The organism is Streptomyces sp. Ag109_O5-1, from assembly GCF_003814875.1.
Taxonomy (GTDB): domain Bacteria; phylum Actinomycetota; class Actinomycetes; order Streptomycetales; family Streptomycetaceae; genus Streptomyces; species Streptomyces sasae.
Genome location: NZ_RKQF01000001.1, coordinates 4,966,709 through 4,983,752 on the forward strand (window position 1 = coordinate 4,966,709; position 17,044 = coordinate 4,983,752).

The window sequence follows — 17,044 nt, forward strand, 5'->3', positions numbered from 1 at the left end:
TGGTACGAAACATTCGTGGCAGCGTTCGTAGCAGAGAACCCCGCAGAGAACCTCGCAGTGAGCACGCAGTGAGCACGCAGTGAGCACGCAGAGAGCAGAGACGGGAGTTTCATGACCACCGCTCCTTGGCGCGACCCCGCACTGCCCGCCACCACCCGAGTCGACGACCTGCTCTCCCGGATGACCCTGGAGGAGAAGACCGCCCAGCTCTACGGCGTCTGGGTGGGCGCCGCGACGGACGGGGACGGAGTCGCACCGCTGCAACGCGAGATGACCGCGGACTACGACTGGAACGAGCTGATCACGCTCGGCCTCGGCCAGCTGACCCGTTCCTTCGGCACCACCCCGGTGGCCCCGGCGCTGGGCGCGCGAGCACTGGCCCGCGCCCAGCGCCGGATCACCGCGGCCGGCCGCTTCTGCATCCCGGCGATCGCCCACGAGGAGTGCCTGGCCGGTTTCACCGCCTGGCAGGCCACGGCCTACCCGGTCCCGCTCGCCTGGGGCGCGGCCTTCGACCCGCCGCTGGTCGAGGAGCTGGGCCGGAGGATAGGTGAGGACCTGCGCTCGGTCGGCGTCCACCAGGGCCTGGCCCCCGTCCTGGACGTGGTCCGCGACCCGCGCTGGGGGCGGGTCGAGGAGACGATCGGCGAGGACCCGTACCTGGTGGGCACGATCGGCACGGCCTACGTCCGGGGTCTGGAATCCGCCGGGATCATCGCCACGCTCAAGCACTTCGCGGGCTACGCCTCCTCCGTCGGAGCGCGCAACCTGGCCCCGGTCCGGGCGGGCGTACGGGAGTTCGCGGACGTCACCCTGCCCCCGTTCGAGATGGCTCTGCGCGAGGGCGGGGCCCGCTCGGTGATGGCGGCGTACAACGAGACCGACGGCGTGCCGGCGTCGGCGGACCCGCAGCTGCTGACCGAACTCCTCCGCGACGAATGGGGCTTCGAGGGCACGGTGGTCGCCGACTACTTCGGCATCGGCTTCCTGCAGTCCCTCCACCGGGTGGCCGGTACGGAGGCCGAGGCGGCCCATCTCGCCCTGGCGGCGGGCATCGACGTCGAACTGCCCACGCTGAAGTGCTACGGCCGTCCGCTCGTGGCGGCGGTCCGCGAGGGCACGGTCCCTGAGGCGCTGATCGACCGGGCGGCCCGCCGGGTCCTGCTCCAGAAGTGCGAGCTGGGCCTGCTGGACGAGGACTGGGAGCCCGCGCAGGACGGCCCGGTCGACCTCGACTCGGCGGCGAACCGCGCCCTGGCCCGCCGCCTCGCGGAGGAGTCGGTGGTCCTGCTGGACAACCCCGACGGCGTACTCCCCCTCGCCCCCGACACCCGCATGGCGGTGGTGGGCCCCCGGGCCGCCGACGCGCTCGCCATGCTCGGCTGCTACTCCTTCCCGTCCCATGTCCTCACCCACCACCCCGAGGTGGACCTGGGCATCTCCATCCCCACGGTCCTGGACTCCCTCCGCACCGAACTCCCGGACGCGAAGGTGACGTTCGCCGAGGGCTGCGACGTCTCCGACCCCGACACGTCCGGCTTCGAGGAGGCGGTGGCCCGTGCCTCGGAGGCGGACGTGTGCGTGGCGGTGCTCGGCGACCGCGCGGGCCTGTTCGGGAGGGGCACGTCGGGCGAGGGCTGCGACGTGACGGACCTGGGGCTGCCGGGCGTCCAGGGCGACCTGCTGGACGCCCTCCTCGCGACCGGCGTCCCGGTCGTCCTCGTCCTCCTCACCGGGCGCCCGTACGCACTGGGCCGCTGGCACGGCCGGCTCGGCGCGGTGGTGCAGGCGTTCTTCCCCGGGGAGGAGGGCGGCCCGGCGGTGGCGGGAGTGCTGTCGGGCCGCGTCAACCCGTCGGGCCGCCTGCCGGTGAGCGTGCCGAGCGTGCCGGGGGGCCAGCCGTGGACCTACCTCCAGCCCCCACTGGGCCTCGCGGGCGAGGTCAGCAACCTGGACCCGACCCCGCTGTACCCCTTCGGGCACGGCCGCTCGTACACGACGTTCACGTGGGAGACGGTCTCCGGGAGCACGGCCGGGATCGGCACGGACGGTTCGTACGACGTGACGGTGACGGTCCGCAACACGGGCGAGCGGGCGGGCGCGGAGGTCGTCCAGCTGTACCTGCACGACCCGGTGGCGTCGGTGACCCGACCGGACGTCCGGCTGATCGGCTACCGGCGCGTGGACCTGCCCCCGGGTGAATCGAGGAGGGTGACCTTCCACTTCCACGCGGACCTGTCGGCGTTCACGGACCGGGAGGGGGCGCGGGTGGTCGAACCGGGCGCGCTGGAACTGCGGGTGGCGGCGTCGAGCGCGGACGTCCGGGACACGGTGACGCTCCAACTGACGGGACCGGTACGACGTTTGGGTCCGGACCGGGTACTGCGCTGCGAGACGGAGATGACCTGACCGTCTCGGAGTCCCCAGGGGTCAGGGCCTGCGAACGTAAAGCCACCGTTCGTTCGCTCAGGGTGACGGGGCGCGGCTCCGCTGTCTACGGCTTCCGGGAATGCGGCAGCGGTGGCGGGAACAACCCCCTCGGCCTGCGCAGCGCCTCCTCGTCACCGTCGGCCGATGCCTCGCCCGTCTCGATCGCCTCGGTGAACGTGAGGCCCTGGCCGGTCAGGCGGAGGAACGCCTCCTCGCCGATCGTGACGGTCGCGTCGGGGTACTGGGCCGGACCGTGCACCGCCTCGACCGTCCCGTCGTCGATCCGGGCGTGGAACACCTCGTCGTCGACACGGAACTCGTACACCGCACGGAGCCCGGTCGCGGCCGCGGGATCGAAGCAGGAGCGTAGGCCGAGCACGGCCCAGCCCGGATGGAACACCTCGGTGCCGCGACGCTCACCCATCGCCCATTTGAGGCCCCAGCGGGCCAACTCCAGGATGGCGGGGCCGAGTTCTTCGCCGGCCGGGGTGAGGGCATAGGCGGGAGTCCGAGCCGGCGGCGGGAGTGTGATCTTGCGGGCGGAGGCCCTCACGCGAACAGGCGACCGAACTGGCCAGGGCGGCCCACCAGGCCTGCCCGTACTCCGACGCCGCTCGCGGCAGCATCGATGTGGCCCTGACGGTCAACGGCACGCGGATCTGAGAACACCACCCGGTCGCCGGACCGGGCGCCGGACGCAAGACGCCCGGCGCCGCTCCGCCGAGGTTGTCAGCCGTGGCCGTGCGGACTGCCGTGGGCGTGGCAGTCGGAGAGCCGGAAGGAAGCGAGCCTGGTGTTCCAGTTTCCGGTGCCGTCGGCCGGCTGGTACTGGTTGGTGTACCAGAACGTGCAGTCGTCCACCGGGTCGATCGCCATGGAGGTGTAGTCGCCCCAGCGGTTGCTCCCGGTCTGGGAGCCCGCGCCGGTCCACACGGTGGTTTCGCGGAACGTCATCCGGTTCGGCGGGTCGTTCACCAGGCGTCCGGTGATGCGGATCGAGGGACGGGTCCGGGAGGACGACTGCGAGTATCCGAGGGCGATGTCGCCGTTCCTGTTCATGGCCGCGGAGCCCATCCACCGGTAGGTGGAGTCCGGGGCGTAGGTGTTCTGCTGGCGGACGACCGGCCAGCCCTTGCGCAGCCCCAGTTCGTACCAGCGCACGCCGACGCCGCCGCGGGCGTCGACCGCGTGGTTGACGACCAGGGACTCGTGGTCGCCGAAGTTGCGGTAGGCGAACCGGTACATCGGGGAGTAGGAGAGCGAGTCCAGTTTCTGGGCGGTGCCGGCCTGGGGGACGCACTGGGTGGGATCGGTGCTCGCGCAGGCCGGGGTGTAGGGGGCCACCCGCAGCCGGAACGGTCCCGCGAGGGTGGTGCGGTCGTGGTCCTTCCAGTCCACGTGGAACCGCCAGTACTGGAGGCTGTCGTGGGTGGGGCCGAGGTTGATCAGCAGGTTGGGCTCGCCCCGCGGGGGCGGGGTCGTGCCGTCGAGGTCCGAGCCGATCGGGATGGTCGCCGCCGGGACGTCGAAGCACTGCTGGTCGGCGTCGGCTCCGCGCAGCATCCTCTTCCGGTCCCAGGCGCACGACTCGAAGAGCGAACCGGCCGCGGTGGCGTTCACGTAGTAGGCGTCCGGCCACACCGCGAACTTCGGGTGGTCGGGGAGGTTCCGGTACCCGAAGGCGTAGCGGTAGTACTGGCCGGTGGCGTCCTCGGTACGGGACACGGCCACGCACAGCCGGTTCGTGTTGGTCGCCACGTCGCTGGCGAACTGGTTGATGACCCAGCGGCGGGCCAGGGAGTCCCAGCGGACCTCGGGGTCCCCGAGGGCCTCGGTCGAGGCGTTCTCGCACGGTCCGCCGAAGCCTTTGAACAGGGTCTGGGTCGTGAGCGGTCCCAGCTGCGTGGCACCGGACTTGGAGTACACCGCGAGTTCGAAGTTGGTGATCTCCACGACCTGGCGGGAGCCCACCGAGGCGTTGGGGTCGGGCGGGGTGCCGCCGCCTTCCCGGATGCCGTCGAAATTGACGCCCAGCCGGATCCGGTCCCGGCCGCCGCCGGCCTTGGCGAGGGGCGGGTGCGTCGCCTTTCCGCGGGGCACGGCCCGAGGGGTGGACCGAAACATCCTGGATCTCTGCCACAGCTCCCGCAGCGGTGGCGAGGTGTCATGGTGCACCGCGGGGCCGGAGTCGGGGGACCGGGTGGCCCCCGCCCCCGTATGGAAGGCCGGTCTGGGCACGGTACCGGCGGCGGGCGTGGCGGACCACGCCGGGGAGGCCGTCAGGGCCGCTCCCACCGAGGCGACGGCAACGATGGAACGCAAGGCGCGGGGTACGTGCATCTACCCTCCGGACGGGTCGGTGAGCCGACCCGTTCGGCCAAGTCGCGAAGCCACGCTACAAGGGCGGGCGGCTCACTGATGGTGTGGAAATCCAGTTATCCACCTCGCCCGTCCGGCGCTCGGCCGACCGACCTCGTGTCGGGTGCGGCTCAGCCTTTTGGCGCTGGCCGCGTGACGGCCGTCCGAGAACCCGCCGCTGCCCTCCAGGGCCCCCAGGGGCCTCTAGGGGGTGTCGCCCACCGACTCGAACCGCCACCGGTGCACCGGCCGGGTGACCAAGTCACCGGGTGGAGCGGGGAGTTCGGGGATGTCCGGGTCGTCGTACGACGCTTCCCACCAGGTGATCACCAGCACCCGGTCCTGCGGCGCACGGAAGGTCTCCCGGCGTACCGGCTCCACGGTGAGAGCCTGGCGCCGCGCCCAGGCCAGCAGCTCCTCGCCCCGGCCCTCCGTCGCCCGCGCCTCCCACATCAGCGCGACGGTCACGAGTAGAGGTTCTCCTTGCTGACCTCGTGCACGTGGTCGTGGTGGTGGCTGCCGGGGACGTGCGGGTCCGTCACCGGCAGGGAGCTGTCCGCCGAGAGGTCCCAGCCGGACGGGGTCCGGTTGCGCGCGACCATCTCCGCGCCGAGCGCGGCCACCATCGCGCCGTTGTCCGTGCACAACTTCATGCGAGGCACCCGGAGCCGGATACCGGCCGCCTCGCAACGTTCCTGGGCCAGCGCGCGCAGCCGGGAGTTGGCGGCCACACCGCCGCCGATCATCAGGTGGTCGACGCCCTCGTCGCGGCAGGCGCGGACGGCCTTGCGGGTCAGGACGTCGACGACCGCTTCCTGGAAGGAGGCGGACACATCGCGGACCGGGACCTCCTCGCCCGCTGCCCGCTTGGCCTCGATCCAGCGGGCCACGGCGGTCTTCAGGCCGGAGAAGGAGAAGTCGTACGCCGGGTCGCGGGGGCCCGTCAGACCGCGCGGGAAGGCGATCGCCCGCGGGTCGCCCTCCTTCGCGTAGCGATCGATGACCGGGCCGCCGGGGAAGCCCAGGTTCAGCACGCGGGCGATCTTGTCGAAGGCCTCGCCGGCCGCGTCGTCGATGGTCGCGCCGAGCGGTCGTACGTCGGAGGTGATGTCCGAGGACAGCAGGAGGGAGGAGTGGCCGCCGGAGACGAGCAGGGCCATCGTCGGCTCGGGGAGCGGGCCGTGTTCCAGCTGGTCGACGCAGATGTGGGAGGCGAGGTGGTTCACGCCGTACAGGGGCTTGCCCATCGCGTACGCGTACGCCTTCGCCGCCGTGACGCCGACCAGCAGCGCGCCGGCCAGGCCGGGGCCGGCCGTGACCGCGATGCCGTCCAGGTCCTTGGCGCTCACGCCCGCGTCCTTCAGCGCCCGCTCGATGGTCGGGACCATCGCTTCGAGGTGGGCACGGGAGGCGACCTCGGGGACGACTCCGCCGAAGCGGGCGTGCTCGTCGACGGACGAGGCGACGGCGTCGGCCAGCAGGGTGGTGCCCCGGACGATGCCTACGCCGGTCTCGTCGCAGGAAGTCTCGATCCCCAGAACCAGGGGTTCGTCAGCCATTGATCTCGGTTCCTTGTTCGGAGGTGGATCCGCCGGTGGAGCCACTGTCGGGTTTCGCGGTCAGGCGCATCACCAGGGCGTCCACGTTCCCCGGCTGGTAGTAGCCGCGTCTGAACCCGATGGGCTCGAAGCCGAACCGCTCGTAGAGCTTCTGGGCGCGGATGTTGTCGACCCGGCACTCGAGCATGACCTCGGCGCATTCGAAGGCGGTCGCGGCCCGCAGCAGTTCGGTGAGGAGCTCGCCGCCGAGCCCGGTGCCCCACTGGTCACGGCGTACGGCGATGGTCTGGATGTCGCCCACCGCTTCGGAGCCGCTGTCGGACGCGGCGCCCTGGGCGGCCAGCCCCGCGTACCCCACGACCTGGTCGTCCTCGAGGGCGACGACGTAGCGCCGGCTCGCCCCGGGTCCTCTCGCGTGCGCCAGCTCGGACCAGAACATGCCCCGCGACCAGGCGTCCTCGGGGAACAGGTCCTTCTCCAGCTCCAGGACCCGGTCGATGTCCCACCAGCGCATCTCGCGCAGTTGTGCGGTCACTTGGGCGTGACCACCTTGTAGTTCTTGGGCACCTGGGCGTCCGGGCGGCGCAGGTACAGCGGCCGGGGCGCGGGCAGTTCCCCGCCCGCGGCCAGCCTCTCGGCGGCGAGGGACGCCAGGGCCGCGGCGGAGACGTGCTCGGGTTCGTGCACGACGGGGAAGGTGTCGGGGTAGAGGAGCGCCCCGGCCCCGACCGCGGGCAGCCCCGCGACCTTCTCGGCGATGTCCGCCGGCCTGTCCACGGCCGGTTCCGTGAGCCGGGTGCGCGAGTCGGCGTACGTCGCCCAGTAGACCTCTTTGCGACGGGCGTCGGTGGCCACGACGAACGGGCCCTTCTCGATGTCGGCCGCGTAGGCCAGCGCGTCGAGCGTGCACAGGCCGTGCACGGGCACGCCCAGCGCGAGTCCGAAGGTGTCGGCGGTCATCAGACCGACCCGCAGGCCGGTGTAGGGGCCGGGACCGATGCCTACGGCGATCCCGGTGACGGCGTCCAGCTTGACCCCGGCCTCGGCGAGGACGCGGTCGACGGCCGGCAGCAGCAGCTCGCCGTGCCGGCGTGCGTCCACCTGGCTCGACGAGGCGATGACGGCCGCACCGTCGTGCAGGGCGACGGTGACGGCGGGGGTGGCGGTATCCAGAGCGAGCAAGAGCACGCGAACAGCCTACGGCTCCGGCGCCGCGAGCACGGCCGCCAGGGACGGACGGTCACCGACTGCTACGGTCTGTACGTAGTACGACATATACGGCTGGACACACAGCTACACACACGACCAGACGCACGGTTGGACATACGGCGAGTCAGAGGTGGCGCACGTGGCAGGGACCAGCTCGGGAATCGTGGCCGGCCTCACCGCGGCGGCCGTCGGGGCGGTCGGCCTCCTCGCCTACCAGGCCTCGGCCACCGTCCCGCCCGGCCTCGGCGGCAGGCCGGCGGCGAGTGGTATGCCCGGAGCACCGGGAGCATCGGCGTCCAAGGCCCCCCGCGACCACCGCCACCCCACCGCCCTGCCGGGCGCCTCCGGAACAGGTGAACGAGTGGTGTACTCGGTGGACGACGACCGGGTGTGGCTCGTCAACGAGCACAACCGCGTGGAGCGCACCTTCAAGGTGAAGCCCGGCACCCTCGACCCGGCCCTCGGCGCCTACTGGGTGACGTCCCGCGCCAAGGCCGTGACGGGCACGGACGGCCTCCCCGTCGAACACGTCGTCCGCTTCACCACGACGAAGGACGGCATGGCGATCGGCTTCAGCGCGCCCACCGCGAACGCGGCCACGGAACCCCCCGACCCGACGGTGCCGACGGGCGGCATCCGCGAGACCCGCCGCGACGGCGACGCGACCTGGAAGTTCGCGACGATCGGCGTGAAGGTGATCGTGGTCCGCTGAGCGCCCCGCGAGTCGAGCGCCCCGTAGGGGCGCTGGGGGTACCCCCAGCCGAAGGCTGGGGGAGGAACTGCGCGACCAGCCCCCACCCACCCGCAGCTCACCACGGACCGGTCGGCCCCTGCCTACGCAGCCTTACGGCCCTGCTCAACCGGCCTCACCGGCAACTCCGGCGCTCTCGGCGGTCGGGACACCGCGTCAGCGGCCGCACAGGCCGCCAGAAGCTCACGCATGGAAACCCCGGCCGCCACAACCGGCGGCCGCTCCGGGCACGGACCCGCGGACATGGGCGCCTCCTGAGGTACGGGGGCGGACGTAGTTAGGTACACCTAACTACGGACTGGATACCATGTGACCACGCCCGATACGTCCGGCGCAATATCTTGCCGACGCCTTGTCGGAATGTTCACGAGGTCCTCAGCCCGCACCCGACGCTCCCTCAGGCACCTCAGGCGGAGAGCACCCCCAGCTCCACCCCGGCCCACCGCTCCCCCAGCCCCGCCAGGGTCACATGCCGTACCTCGTCGGTCGTGTCCCCGACCGCCCGGTGGATCCGGACCATGAGCCGGTCCTCGGTCAGCTCCTCGACCTTGCCCTCGCCCCACTCCACGACGATCACGGACTCGGGCAGCGAGACGTCGAGGTCCAGGTCCTCCATCTCGTCGAGCCCGCCGCCCAGGCGGTACGCGTCGACGTGGACGAGCGGCGGCCCGTCCCCCAGGGCCGGATGGACCCGGGCGATCACGAAGGTCGGGGAGGTGACGGCGCCGCGCACGCTGAGCCCCTCGCCCAGCCCGCGGGTCAGCGTCGTCTTGCCGGCGCCGAGCTCGCCGCTGAGCATCACGAGGTCACCGGCGCGCAGCAGTTTGGCCAGTCTGCGGCCCAGCTCCCCCATCTGCCCGGGGGAACTGACGATCAACTCGGTCTCAGCCTGGCTGTGCCGTGCTGCTGGTGCTTCCATAGCCACTTACCGTAGCCCCTGCCGGCACCGCGCCCGCGCGGGTGAGCAGGTCGGCGAGGCGGTCGGTGACCACTTCCGGGTGCTCCAGCATGACCAGGTGCCCGGCGTCCGAGACCAGCACCAGTTCGGCGTCGGGCAGCAGGTCGGCGATGACCTCGCTGTGCTCGCTGGGTGTGACGAGGTCCTGGACCCCGGCCAGCACCAGCACCGGGAGGTTCTGGAAGTGGGCGAGGGCCGCGGTCTTGTCGTGGTCGACGAAGGCCGGGTAGAACTCGGCGACCACGTCGATGGGCGTGGACTCGATCATCCGCTCGGCGAACCGCTCGACGGCCGGGTCGATGTCCCTGCTCGCGAACGAGTAGCGCTTGATGACCCCGGCGAAGAGGTCGGCGGTGATCTGCCGCCCCTTCTCCACCAGCGCGGCCTGCGTCCCCAGCGCTTTCAGCACCCCGGGCAGCACCCGGCGCACCGCGTTGACGCCGGCGACGGGCAGCCCGAAGTTGACCTCGCCGAGCCGCCCGGACGACGTACCGACGAAGGCGGTCGCCACGACCCGCTCCCGCACGAGTTCGGGGAACTGCGCGGCCAGCGCCATCACGGTCATGCCGCCCATCGAGTGACCGACAAGGACGATCGGCCCCTCGGGCACGGCCGCGTCGAGCACGGCCTTCAGGTCCCGGCCCAGCTGGTCGATGGTGACCGGCACACCGTCCTCGTGCTGGGCGACGCCCCGTCCGGAGCGGCCGTGGCTGCGCTGGTCCCAGTGGACGGTGCGGACGACCCCGCGCAGGGCCGCGCGCTGGAAGTGCCAGGAGTCCTGGTTGAGGCAGTAACCGTGGCTGAAGACGACGGTGACGGGCGCGGGGGCCTTGCGGCCGAAGAGGCGGCGGCGGCGCGGGGAGACGGCCGGGCCGGTGTCGGGTTCGGCGTCGTCGACCTCGTAGTACAGCTCGGTGCCGTCGTCGGCGATCGCCTTGCCGGGCGTGCCGCGCAGGGTGCCGTACGGTCCCGCCGAGTCCAGGGCCAGCCGGGCCTTGCGGCGCATCCCGCGGCCGACGGTCATCCGCTCCAGGGCGACCCCGGCGGCCGCGCCGGCGGCGAGCACCCCTATGGCGGCGCCGGCGACACCGGTCACCTTGCGCCAGCTGCCCCCGGCCGCCTGCGTGGCGGAGACGACGGCCGCCGCGGCGTCCGCTACGGCCTCCGCACTGCTCTCGCTCACGTACCGCTCCTCTTCGCCGTACTGCAGTTCGCTGCTTCGATGACACGGGTGTCACTGACGAGGCGGCGGTTGTTACCGCCGTTACGGCTGATGCCGTTGTTGTGACTGTTGCCGCTGTTACAGGTGTAACCCGGTTGCGCCGCTGCCGAACCCCGGAGACTCAGTCGCCGTCCCCTGGTTCTTGCCCATTCGGTTCCTCGTTCACATAGACGCGGGGAACCCGGGTTCCGATGCGCGTGACGATTTCGTATGCAATCGTGCCTGCGGCCTGGGCCCAGTCCTCGGCGGTGGGCTCGCCCCCGTCGCCCGGGCCGAACAGCACGGCCCGGGAGCCGACTTCGGGCTCGTCGCCGCCGAGGTCGACGACGAACTGGTCCATGGCGACGCGCCCGGCGACCGTCCGCCATTTGCCGCCGACCAGCACCGGTCCGGTGCCGGAGGCGTGCCGCGGGATGCCGTCCGCGTAGCCCACGGGGACGAGCCCGAGGGTGGTCTCACCGGGCGTGACGTAGTGGTGCCCGTAGCTGACGCCGTGCCCGCCCGGTACGTGCTTCACCAGGGCGAGGGAGGCGGACAGCGTCATCACCGGGCGCAGGCCGAAGTCGGCCGCGCTGCCCAGCTCGGGGCTGGGCGAGACGCCGTAGAGCGCGATGCCCGTGCGGACGAGGTCGAAGTGGGACTCGGGGAGGGTGAGGGTGGCCGGCGAGTTGGCGATGTGCCGTACCTCGGGGCGCACGCCCTGGTCCTCGGCGTACGCGAGCAGCTCGCGGAAGAGGGTGAGCTGGGCGGCGATGGAGGGGTGCCCGGGTTCGTCGGCGCAGGCGAAGTGGGACCACAGCCCGGTGATCCGGACCAGTCCCTCGGCCTCGGCGCGCAGCGCCGCACTCACCAGCTCGGGCCAGTCGGCGGGCTGGCAGCCGTTGCGCCCGAGGCCGGTGTCGGCCTTGAGCTGGACACGAGCGGGGCGGCCGGCTTCCCGGGCCGCCGCGGCCACCTCGCGCAGGGCCCACATGCCACTCACCGACACATCGAGGTCCGCCTCGACGGCCTCCCGCCAGGGCCCGCCCGGGGTCCACAGCCAGCACATGATCCGTACGTCCGCCGGCAGCCCGGGGTCCGCGCGCAGTTCCAGGGCCTCCTCGGGGGTGGCCGTACCGAGCCAGCTCGCGCCCGCCTGCACGGCCGCGCGGGCACACCGGACCGCCCCGTGGCCGTACGCGTCGGACTTCACCACGGCCATCAGTGCCGCGCCCGGCGCGAGGGCACGCAGGGTCCGCACATTGGCCCGCAGGGCGGCCAGATCGATCTCGGCGCGGGCGCGCAGGGGCGCGGTCGGTGCAGGTGCTGTCTCACTCATCGCGCCCCCAGTGTCTCAGAGGCCTCTGACAGCCCTCCGGCGCAGGCCCCCGGTACCGGGCCGGCAGTGGGCCCGGACACGTCAGGTACCCGTACGGTGGCCCCACACGTAGACCTTGTCGCCCTTCTTCAGCACGTCCCACAGCTTCTTCGCGTCGCCGAGCTTGAGGTTCACACAGCCCCAGGAGCCGACGGTGGTGTAGATGGAGCCGTACACGGCGTGGAAGGCCTGTCCGCCGTCGAAGAACTGGGCGTACGGCATGGGTGAGTTGTACAGCGTGGACCAGTGGTTCTTGTGCCGCCAGTAGACGGAGTGCCACCCGGCCCGGGTCGCGTACCCCTTGCGCCCGCTCCGCATGGGCACCGGCCCGAAGACGACCTCGTCGCCCTTCTGCACCCAGGTGACCTGCCGGTTGAGATCCACGCAGGCGACCTTGTACGACTTCACGGGGCAGTTCTTCTTGGCGTTCGGGTTCTTCCTCGCCGAGAGAAGCATCATCTGGTACCAGGTCACAGGGCCGGCGAACCCGATCGCCGGCTTGATCTTGTGCTGCGTCTGGAACTTCTGGATGGCCTTGCAGTCGGACGCGGACTGCCTCCCGTCCACCTTCAGCTTCAGCCACTGCTCGATCTGCTTCTGATACGGCCCGGTCTGCTTGGAGCAGCTCACCTTGGAGGCGGCGTCGCTGAGCGGCACGTACTCGATGAGGTCGTACGTCCCCGTCGCCGCCTCCTTGGGCTCGACGGCGTCCTCCTCGGCGCTGGGCGTGTACACCTTCGGCGGCAGCGCCTGGTCGGGGGTGTCGATCTGCCAGGGCTGCGCGGGCCCCGGCGCGACTCCGGGCACCAGGTCCGACTCGGGGATGGCGGCGGGCGGTTCGGGAACGGTGTCGGCGGCGACGCTTCCGGCGCCGAGGGAGAGAACGCTCACGACGGCGACGAGCCCGACCGCGACACCGCGAGCCGCACCACCCCGATCACGCACGATTCGTCCACTAATCATGCGATCAGACAACCCCGCACACCCGACAATTCCACGAAGCCGCGCGGCGAGGTCACCCGAGGGATGCACGGGCCTCCGGCGAGACGGGCGACAACTCGCCCAGCTTCGCAGCCGACCCGATCAGAGCGCCCCGCAGGGGCACTGGGGGCACCCCCGGCCGAAGGCTGGGGGAGGAACTGCGCGCCCAGCCCCCACCCACCCGCAGCCGAACCACGACCGCCGCCCGCAGGGCGACCTCTCGGCCTACCGACGAAGCGCCCCGTCAGGGGCGCGGGGAACTGCGCGCCCAGCCCCCACCCACCCGCAGCCGAACCACAACCGCCGCCCGCAGGGCGACCTCTCGGCCTACCGAGTCGGGTGGGTGGGTGGGAAAACCCCCCGCCAGGCCGACCTCAGCCCCGCAGCGACCTCGTGGGCAACGGTCGGCGCCCCCTCCGCCGCGAACCGCCCCGCGAGCCCGTGCAGATACGCGGCCACACTCCCCGCGTCCCGCCCGTCCAGCCCCGACGCCAGCAGCGACCCCGCCAGCCCCGAGAGGACGTCCCCGCTCCCGGCGGTGGCGAGCCACGGCGTCCCCGTCGCGTTCACCCGTACGGCCGTCTCTCCCCCCGGCTCCGCCACCAGCGTCGTCGACCCCTTCAGCAGCACCGTCGCCCGATAGGCCGCCGCCAGCTCCCGCACCGCCGTGAGCCGCCCGGCCTCGACCTCCTCACGCCGTACCCCCAACAGCGCCGCGGCCTCCCCGGCGTGAGGCGTCATCAGCGTGGGCGCCGTACGCCCGCGCACCACGTCCCGGTCGGCCAGCCGCAGCCCGTCCGCATCGACCAGCACCGGCACCTCCTCCGCCAGCACCTCGGCGACGGCGTCGGCATCGTCGCCGGCCCCCGGTCCGACCACCCACGCCTGGACCCGTCCGGCCTTCCGCGGCCCCCCGTCCGACACCAGCGTCTCGGGAAAACGGGCCAGCACCTCGTCCCCGGCGGGCCCGACGTAGCGCACGGCGCCCGCCCCGCCCCGCAACGCCCCCGCGACCGCGAGCACGGCCGCCCCCGGATAACGCGCCGACCCGGCCGCGATCCCGACCACCCCCCGCCGGTACTTGTCGCTCTCCGCCGACGGCGCCGGCAGCAGCCGGGCCACGTCCACGTCCTGCAACGCCTCCAGCCCGGCCTCCTCGGGCAGCTCGAGGCCGATGTCGACCAGCCGTACCGAACCGGCGTACTCCCGCGCGGGGTCGATCAGCAGCCCCGGCTTGTGCGTTCCGAAGGTGACGGTGAGGTCGGCCCGTACGGCCGCACCCCGCACCTCGCCGCTGTCCGCCTCGATCCCGCTCGGCAGGTCCACGGCGACGACGGCGGCCCGCGACCGTTCCACGAGCTCGACCAGCGCGGCCGCCTCGGGCCGCAGCCCGCCCTTGCCGCCGATCCCCACGATCCCGTCGACGACGAGATCGGCCCGCAGAATCAGCTCCTCGGCGGCGAGCGGAGAATCGGCCGCCACGACGCTCCCGCCCGCCCGGCGCAGCGCCGCCAGCCCGCCCCCGTGCGTACGCTCCGGCGCGAGCAGCACGGCCGCGACCCCCGCCCCTCGCCTCGCCAGCCGCGCCCCGGCGTACAGCGCGTCCCCGCCGTTGTCCCCGCTGCCGATGAGCAGCACCACCCGGCTGCCGTACACCCGTCCGAGCAAGTCGGCGCAGGCGGCGGCCAGCCCGGCGGCGGCCCGCTGCATCAGCGCCCCCTCCGGCAGCCGTGCCATCAGCTCCCGCTCGGCCGCCCGTACCGTCTCCACGCTGTAAGCAGTCCGCATGCCCCGAGTCTCCCCCGGAACCCACGGGACGCGCATCCGCCGACGGCCCCGGGGGTCACCCCTCCGCGATCACCACCGCCGACGCCACGCCCGCGTCGTGACTGAGCGACACATGCCAGGACCGCACCCCGAGTTCCGCGGCGCACGCGGCCACGCTGCCCTTCACCCGCAGACGTGGCCGCCCGTTGTCCTCGACGAGCACCTCCGCGTCCGTCCAGAGCAGCCCGGGCGGCGCACCCAGCGCCTTGGCCAGCGCCTCCTTCGCCGCGAACCGCGCCGCGAGCGAGGCGACACCGCGCCGCTCCCCGCTCGGCAACCACAGCTCCCGCTCCACGAAGAGCCGCCCGGCCAGCCCGGGAGTACGCTCCAGCGACTCCCGGAACCGGTCGATCTCGGCGACATCGATTCCGACCCCGATGATGCTCATGGTCAGCACCCTAAGGTCACTCCACGGTGACCGACTTCGCCAGGTTGCGCGGCTGGTCCACCTCGTTGCCCCGGGCGGTGGCCAGTTCGCAGGCGAAGACCTGGAGCGGGACCGTCGCGACGAGGGGCTGCAGGAGGGTCGGGGTGGCCGGGATGCGGATCAGGTGGTCGGCGTAGGGGACGACCGCCTCGTCGCCCTCCTCCGCGATCACGATGGTGCGGGCGCCACGGGCCCGGATCTCCTGGATATTGGAGACGATCTTGTCGTGCAGGACCGAGCGGCCCCGCGGGGACGGCACCACGACCACCACCGGCAGGTCCTCCTCGATCAGCGCGATCGGACCGTGCTTCAGCTCGCCCGCCGCGAAGCCCTCGGCGTGCATGTACGCCAGTTCCTTGAGCTTCAGGGCGCCTTCGAGGGCCACCGGGTAGCCGACGTGCCGGCCGAGGAACAGCACCGTCTTCTTGTCGGCCAGGGAGCGGGCCAGCGCCCGTACCGGTTCCATGGTCTCCAGGACCCGGTCGACCTCGCCGGAGATCTGGGACAGGTCCCGGATCACGGCGCTGATCTCGTCACCCCACTTGGTGCCCCGGACCTGGCCGAGGTAGAGGGCCACCAGATAGCAGGCGACCAGCTGGGTGAGGAACGCCTTGGTGGAGGCGACCGCCACCTCCGGGCCGGCGTGGGTGTACAGCACCGCGTCCGACTCGCGCGGGATCGTCGAGCCGTTGGTGTTGCAGATGGCCAGCACCTTGGAACCCTGCTCACGGGCGTGCCGCAACGCCATCAGGGTGTCCATGGTCTCGCCGGACTGGGAGATGGCGATGACGAGCGAGCGCGAGTCCAGGATCGGGTCGCGGTAGCGGAACTCGCTCGCCAGCTCCACCTCGCACGGGATGCGCGTCCAGTGCTCGATGGCGTACTTGGCGATCAGGCCGGCGTGGAAGGCCGTACCGCACGCAACGATGACCACCTTGTCGACCTCGCGCAGCTCGGCGGTGCCGATCCGGACCTCGTCGAGCTTCAGTGAGCCGTTCGCGTCGATGCGGCCCAGGAGCGTATCGGCGACCGCCTTGGGCTGCTCGGCGATCTCCTTGAGCATGAAGTAGTCATAACCCCCCTTTTCCGCGGCCGACGCGTCCCAGTCGACGTGGTACGAACGGACGTCCGCCGGGGCGCCGTCGAAGCCCGTGACCGTCACGCCGTCCCGGCGCAGCTCCACCACCTGGTCCTGGCCCAGCTCGATCGCCGACCGCGTGTGGGCGATGAACGCGGCGACGTCCGAGGCGAGAAAGGCCTCGCCCTCTCCAACGCCCACCACGAGCGGGGAGTTCCGGCGCGCGCCCACGACCACGTCCGGTTCGTCGGCGTGCGCCGCGACCAGCGTGAACGCGCCGTCGAGACGGCGGCACACCAGCCGCATGGCCTCGGCGAGATCGGCGGTGGCGGAGAACTCCTCGGCGAGCAGATGCGCGACGACCTCGGTGTCCGTCTCGGACGCCAGGTCGTGCCCGCGCTCCGCCAACTCGGCGCGCAGCGCCGCGAAGTTCTCGATGATCCCGTTGTGGACGACGGCGACCCGGCCCGCGTTGTCGAGGTGCGGATGCGCGTTGGCGTCCGTCGGCCCGCCATGGGTGGCCCAGCGGGTGTGCCCGATACCGGTGGATCCGGTCGGCAGCGGTCGTTCCAGCAGTTCCTTCTCCAGGTTGACCAGCTTCCCGGCCTTCTTCGCCGAGGCCAGCCCGCCGTCCGCGAGCACGGCGACACCGGCCGAGTCGTAACCCCGGTACTCCAGCCGCTTGAGCCCGGCCACCACCACATCGAGCGCCGACTGCGCCCCCACGTATCCCACGATTCCGCACATGGGCGGCAGCCTAAGTGCCGGACCGCGCCCCAAGACGGCTCAGCGTGCCCGAAATCGGAAATTATACCGAGGTGAGAACCGGGCCGTCCTCACACCACCGTCGGCGGCTTTCCGCCATACGCCCGCTGCATGCGCGACTT

At 72.2% G+C, this 17,044-nt stretch carries 15 protein-coding genes; 2 read left to right on the forward strand and 13 right to left on the reverse strand.

Annotated elements, in window-relative coordinates; genetic code table 11:
- The first annotated feature begins 111 nt into the window (after nucleotides 1–111).
- Entirely contained in the window at nucleotides 112–2,409 is a 2,298-nt protein-coding gene (locus EDD90_RS22515) for a glycoside hydrolase family 3 N-terminal domain-containing protein (RefSeq protein WP_123974765.1), read from the forward strand.
- 85 nt (nucleotides 2,410–2,494) lie between these two features.
- Here the strand turns inward: EDD90_RS22515 and EDD90_RS22520 are convergent, their stop codons facing one another.
- The 6 genes from EDD90_RS22520 to tsaB form a co-directional block, all read right to left on the reverse strand.
- Nucleotides 2,495–2,983 (reverse strand): alkyl sulfatase C-terminal domain-containing protein, encoded by a 489-nt coding sequence (locus EDD90_RS22520; RefSeq protein WP_123974766.1) that lies wholly within the window; start codon nucleotides 2,981–2,983, stop codon nucleotides 2,495–2,497.
- A 176-nt stretch (nucleotides 2,984–3,159) separates the two neighbouring features.
- Nucleotides 3,160–4,530, reverse strand: coding sequence for a hypothetical protein (locus EDD90_RS22530; RefSeq protein ID WP_123974767.1), 1,371 nt, complete (start codon nucleotides 4,528–4,530; stop codon nucleotides 3,160–3,162).
- 462 nt (nucleotides 4,531–4,992) lie between these two features.
- Nucleotides 4,993–5,256, reverse strand: a complete 264-nt coding sequence (locus tag EDD90_RS22535) for a hypothetical protein (RefSeq protein WP_123974768.1) — start codon at nucleotides 5,254–5,256, stop codon at nucleotides 4,993–4,995.
- Nucleotides 5,253–6,347, reverse strand: a complete 1,095-nt coding sequence (gene tsaD / locus EDD90_RS22540; protein WP_123974769.1) for a tRNA (adenosine(37)-N6)-threonylcarbamoyltransferase complex transferase subunit TsaD — start codon at nucleotides 6,345–6,347, stop codon at nucleotides 5,253–5,255. The genes EDD90_RS22535 and tsaD overlap by 4 nt, the downstream gene beginning before the upstream one ends.
- Nucleotides 6,340–6,861, reverse strand: a complete 522-nt coding sequence (gene rimI / locus EDD90_RS22545; protein WP_123981497.1) for a ribosomal protein S18-alanine N-acetyltransferase — start codon at nucleotides 6,859–6,861, stop codon at nucleotides 6,340–6,342. The genes tsaD and rimI overlap by 8 nt, the downstream gene beginning before the upstream one ends.
- 17 nt (nucleotides 6,862–6,878) lie before the next feature.
- Entirely contained in the window at nucleotides 6,879–7,535 is a 657-nt protein-coding gene (tsaB, locus tag EDD90_RS22550; RefSeq protein WP_123974770.1) for a tRNA (adenosine(37)-N6)-threonylcarbamoyltransferase complex dimerization subunit type 1 TsaB, read from the reverse strand.
- Nucleotides 7,536–7,695: 160 nt separating this feature from the next.
- Between tsaB and EDD90_RS22555 the strand changes: the two genes are divergently transcribed.
- Entirely contained in the window at nucleotides 7,696–8,268 is a 573-nt protein-coding gene (locus EDD90_RS22555; protein WP_123974771.1) for a hypothetical protein, read from the forward strand.
- 445 nt (nucleotides 8,269–8,713) lie between these two features.
- On the opposite strand, the gene tsaE is transcribed toward EDD90_RS22555, so the two are convergent.
- From tsaE to glmS, 7 genes are all read right to left on the reverse strand, one after another.
- Nucleotides 8,714–9,226 carry a tRNA (adenosine(37)-N6)-threonylcarbamoyltransferase complex ATPase subunit type 1 TsaE gene (gene tsaE / locus EDD90_RS22560; RefSeq protein WP_123974772.1) on the reverse strand — a complete coding sequence of 171 codons (513 nt, stop codon included), beginning with the start codon at nucleotides 9,224–9,226 and terminating at the stop codon, nucleotides 8,714–8,716.
- Complete coding sequence (locus EDD90_RS22565; protein ID WP_123974773.1) at nucleotides 9,192–10,448, reverse strand: alpha/beta fold hydrolase; 1,257 nt, start codon at nucleotides 10,446–10,448, stop codon at nucleotides 9,192–9,194. The genes tsaE and EDD90_RS22565 overlap by 35 nt, the downstream gene beginning before the upstream one ends.
- Nucleotides 10,449–10,608: 160 nt before the next feature.
- A complete protein-coding gene (alr, locus tag EDD90_RS22570) occupies nucleotides 10,609–11,805 on the reverse strand; it encodes an alanine racemase (RefSeq protein ID WP_123974774.1) in 1,197 nt (398 codons plus the stop codon).
- A gap of 81 nt (nucleotides 11,806–11,886) precedes the next feature.
- Entirely contained in the window at nucleotides 11,887–12,807 is a 921-nt protein-coding gene (locus tag EDD90_RS22575) for a L,D-transpeptidase (RefSeq protein ID WP_123974775.1), read from the reverse strand.
- A gap of 345 nt (nucleotides 12,808–13,152) precedes the next feature.
- Nucleotides 13,153–14,613 carry an NAD(P)H-hydrate dehydratase gene (locus tag EDD90_RS22580; protein WP_123974776.1) on the reverse strand — a complete coding sequence of 487 codons (1,461 nt, stop codon included), beginning with the start codon at nucleotides 14,611–14,613 and terminating at the stop codon, nucleotides 13,153–13,155.
- Nucleotides 14,614–14,668: 55 nt separating this feature from the next.
- Entirely contained in the window at nucleotides 14,669–15,040 is a 372-nt protein-coding gene (locus EDD90_RS22585; RefSeq protein WP_123974777.1) for a holo-ACP synthase, read from the reverse strand.
- Nucleotides 15,041–15,056: 16 nt separating this feature from the next.
- Nucleotides 15,057–16,904, reverse strand: a complete 1,848-nt coding sequence (gene glmS, locus EDD90_RS22590; RefSeq protein ID WP_123974778.1) for a glutamine--fructose-6-phosphate transaminase (isomerizing) — start codon at nucleotides 16,902–16,904, stop codon at nucleotides 15,057–15,059.
- Between the last annotated feature and the right edge of the window lie 140 nt (nucleotides 16,905–17,044).

What these genes read in the sequence shown, in the direction of transcription:
- alr (WP_123974774.1), bottom strand. Translation starts at nt 11,805, where the DNA reads ATGAGTGAGACAGCACCTGCACCGACCGCGCCCCTGCGCGCCCGCGCC.
- tsaD (WP_123974769.1), bottom strand. Translation starts at nt 6,347, where the DNA reads ATGGCTGACGAACCCCTGGTTCTGGGGATCGAGACTTCCTGCGACGAG.
- EDD90_RS22515 (WP_123974765.1), top strand. Translation starts at nt 112, where the DNA reads ATGACCACCGCTCCTTGGCGCGACCCCGCACTGCCCGCCACCACCCGA.
- glmS (WP_123974778.1), bottom strand. Translation starts at nt 16,904, where the DNA reads ATGTGCGGAATCGTGGGATACGTGGGGGCGCAGTCGGCGCTCGATGTG.
- rimI (WP_123981497.1), bottom strand. Translation starts at nt 6,861, where the DNA reads ATGCGCTGGTGGGACATCGACCGGGTCCTGGAGCTGGAGAAGGACCTG.
- EDD90_RS22580 (WP_123974776.1), bottom strand. Translation starts at nt 14,613, where the DNA reads ATGCGGACTGCTTACAGCGTGGAGACGGTACGGGCGGCCGAGCGGGAG.
- EDD90_RS22585 (WP_123974777.1), bottom strand. Translation starts at nt 15,040, where the DNA reads ATGAGCATCATCGGGGTCGGAATCGATGTCGCCGAGATCGACCGGTTC.
- EDD90_RS22575 (WP_123974775.1), bottom strand. Translation starts at nt 12,807, where the DNA reads ATGATTAGTGGACGAATCGTGCGTGATCGGGGTGGTGCGGCTCGCGGT.
- tsaE (WP_123974772.1), bottom strand. Translation starts at nt 9,226, where the DNA reads ATGGAAGCACCAGCAGCACGGCACAGCCAGGCTGAGACCGAGTTGATC.